This window comes from Ruegeria sp. YKSD179 (assembly GCF_059612885.1).
This window is the reverse complement of the sequence record NZ_JBXWRL010000025.1, coordinates 1-3,085: the sequence shown is the minus strand read 5'-3', so window position 1 is coordinate 3,085 and position 3,085 is coordinate 1. Positions and strand designations below refer to the sequence as shown.

At 53.4% G+C, this 3,085-nt stretch carries 3 protein-coding genes; 1 reads left to right on the top strand and 2 read right to left on the bottom strand.

Features of this window, described 5'->3' with window-relative positions; all coding sequences use genetic code 11:
• On the top strand, window positions 1-842 hold an 842-nt coding region (locus AC2FNE_RS13465; RefSeq protein ID WP_496805564.1), incomplete at its 5' end, for an MFS transporter.
• A gap of 53 nt (window positions 843-895) precedes the next feature.
• On the opposite strand, the gene AC2FNE_RS13460 is transcribed toward AC2FNE_RS13465, so the two are convergent.
• Both AC2FNE_RS13460 and AC2FNE_RS13455 read right to left on the bottom strand, forming a co-directional pair.
• Window positions 896-2,239: a S41 family peptidase gene (locus tag AC2FNE_RS13460; RefSeq protein WP_170480090.1), complete on the bottom strand. Its 1,344-nt coding sequence runs from the start codon at window positions 2,237-2,239 to the stop codon at window positions 896-898.
• A gap of 6 nt (window positions 2,240-2,245) precedes the next feature.
• On the bottom strand, window positions 2,246-3,085 hold an 840-nt coding region (locus AC2FNE_RS13455), incomplete at its 5' end, for a murein hydrolase activator EnvC family protein (protein WP_496805563.1).

The following is a 3,085-nucleotide window of genomic DNA, read 5'->3' as shown; positions in this document are numbered from 1 at the left end:
TTTTGTTCCTTGTCAGCGCGACGTTATTTGTATTGTTCCCAAAAGTCGAAAAACGGGTGGAGGAGCCGCTTCTGTTGCCGCAACTCGTTCAAAATCGGCAGTTTTTGTACACATTGGGCTTGAATATGTTCAATGTAGCGGCGGTATTTGTTGGGCTGTTGTATTTTCCGCAATACATGCAAAAGGTCCTTGGCTGGTCAACATTTCAATCAGCGCTGGGTTTGGCGCCACTGACTGTGTTACTGGCCGTTGGGTCGATCGTCTCGGGCACTTTGTACAACGACTTTGGTCCAAAACGTTTGCTGACTTGGGGATACGTTTGCGCCACAATTGGCGCTGCCAGCATCGTGGTCCTGCCAGTCGCATTCGGGTATTTCCAAATCCTACCGGGTATGGCGATGATCGGCTTGGGTGCTACACTGACAGTTGGTCCATCCGGAACCGCAGCGGTTTGTGCGGTCAAGCCTGAACGTGCCGGTCTGGTTGGCGGGTTGAGTTTCATGACTCATCTGGTCTATGGCGCCATCGCTGTCGCCTGCGCCACCGCAATAATGTATGCCACCAGCCTCGCCAGCCTTCGTACAAGCCTTTCAGACGCTGGTGTAAACATGTCCGACGCGGACCAAAAGATAATCAATGGTGGGACACTGACCACTAAATCCGCTCAGGCGGTAATGCAAAAACTCGATCCGGGCGAAGCCGAGAAGGTCAATACGGCCATCGCAACGGCGTTTGACGCTGGTATGAACATGGCCTTTGTCTTCGCCACTATTTCCGTTTCGGCAGGTATAGTGCTTGCGCGGTTACTAGACGAGAAAAAGCTCCACAAAGTCGAAGGTTGATCCAGAAAAAGAAGGCCGCGAGAAACGCGGCCCTACTTCTTTTCATCTACCCGTCACTGGGACGGGCCACTGGGCCGAAAGGCTGACAAACCTTTGAGAATGTCGATGGCATAGGCTAGCTGGTAGTCCTGCTCGCGAAGTTCAGCGGTTGCTTCTGCTTTGGCTCGATCTTCCTCGATTTGGCGGATTTCGTCCTCGCTTAAACTGTCATTATTCAAGCTGCCCCGCAGATCGGCTTCAGACCGGGTGCGTGCGTCGCTTTCTTCCTCTTCTTCAGTTTCGGGTGCAGGGCGCGGCTGTTCAACGATGATGTCCGGGCTGACTCCAAGCGCTTGGATCGAACGACCCGATGGCGTGTAATAACGAGAGGTTGTCAAGCGCATCGCCCCGTCGCCCCGCAGAGGCATCACCGTTTGAACAGAACCTTTTCCGAAACTTTTTGTTCCAACAACGATAGCGCGGTTATGATCCTGCAGCGCGCCCGCCACGATTTCCGAAGCCGAGGCCGAGCCACCATTAATCAGAACAACAATGGGCTTGCCTGCTGATAAATCACCTGGCGTCGCATTAAACCGCTCACCGTCCGCAGGATCGCGACCGCGGGTCGACACGATTTCTCCTTCTTCCAGAAAAGCGTCTGAAACCTTTATGGCCTGGGTCAGCAAGCCACCGGGATTATTGCGCAGGTCAAGCACGATGCCGTTGACATTTTCAATGCCACCAACTTCTTCGATCTGTTCTTCCAGACCCTCCTTCAGGTTCGGATAGGTCTGATCGTTGAATGTTGTAACACGGAGTACAACACTTGTTCCTTCAGTCCGCGCGCGAACGGCGGTCAACTTGATGGTGTCGCGAATAATTGTAACGTCAAATGGTTCCGGCTCACCCTCTCGGACCACAGTAATAACAATCTCGGAGCCGACAGGACCGCGCATCAAATCAACGGCGGAATCCAGGGTAAGGCCTAGGATGCTTTCGCCGTCTACGTGAGTTATGAAATCACCCGCCTCGATCCCTGCCTCATCTGCAGGAGTATCATCAATAGGCGATACGACTTTGACAAAGCCTTCTTCTTGCGTGACCTCGATGCCTAACCCACCGAATTCGCCGCGTGTCTGAACGCGCATCTGCTCGGCATCGTCAGGCGAAAGGTAGCTGGAATGCGGGTCCAAAGAAGTCAACATGCCGTCGATCGCAGCTTCGATCAACTCGTCGGTTTCAACCTCTTCGACATACTGCGCACGAATGCGTTCAAAGATATCTCCGAAAAGATCAAGCTGTTGATATACGTCGGCCTTACTTTCCGCCTCTTGCGCCAGTAACGGGCCTGCGATCTGAGTGGTTGCAACAATCCCTGCCACAGTACCGGCCAAGCCAGCAATCAAGAATTTTTTCATATTCGTTTATCCATCCTTATCCGTCCGAAACCATGATTCCGGATCCACGGAGTTGTTGTCTTGTCTTACCTCTATATAGAGCGTTTCTGACCAGTCAGTTCCAGTGCCATCACCGCTTGTTGACATAATAGCGCCGATTCCGGGCATTTCTCCGGGCATTAGGCCAACCGGAGTACCCTCTGGAATAACCTGACCGGTTTGACCAAACACGTCCTGCAGGCCTGAAAAGACGAATAACAAACCGGGTTGCGGCTCTAGAATAATCAGGTTCCCAAGGTCCAAAAGCGGTCCGCGGTAACGGATCGTGGCTGCAGTCGGAGATACAACAAGTGCGCGAGGTCTTGTTCCCAAAACAATTCCAGGTCGCGACACACCCGCCGCGTCCGTTTCTCCTGCCCTGTGCAGCATCACACCTTGGGTCGGCAGTTCGATCTGACCTTTTCTGTCTTTGATATTCGCGTTTGATTCGATAATTCCGCTATCTGATATCTGCGACAGCCCGCTGGCGAACCCATCCAGTGTCTCAGTTGATGCGATAAGGATCGCGGTTCGCACAGGATCTTCGACAAACCGGCGGGGCAGATCCGTTCGATCAGCGATGGCTTCGCTCAACCGTGTGCGCGCGTCCTGAGCACCAGTAAGGCCTTTGGTCAGAGTCTCTGCAGCGTTTTGCTGCAGATCACGCAAAATCCGGACCTCATTCAAGTCTTTCGCCAGCGACTGAGCGCGAGCATGCAGTCCCGGAGTTACTTCAGACAACATCATGCCTGCACGTGCGGTACCTAACGGGCCCGAAGGATGCAGCATCAAAAGTGGCGGCGCCGTGGTCTCTATTGTCTGCAAGAC

Bases quoted from the DNA above. Each gene is read 5' to 3' on its own strand.
- AC2FNE_RS13460 (WP_170480090.1), bottom strand. From the start codon at position 2,239: ATGAAAAAATTCTTGATTGCTGGCTTGGCCGGTACTGTGGCAGGGATT.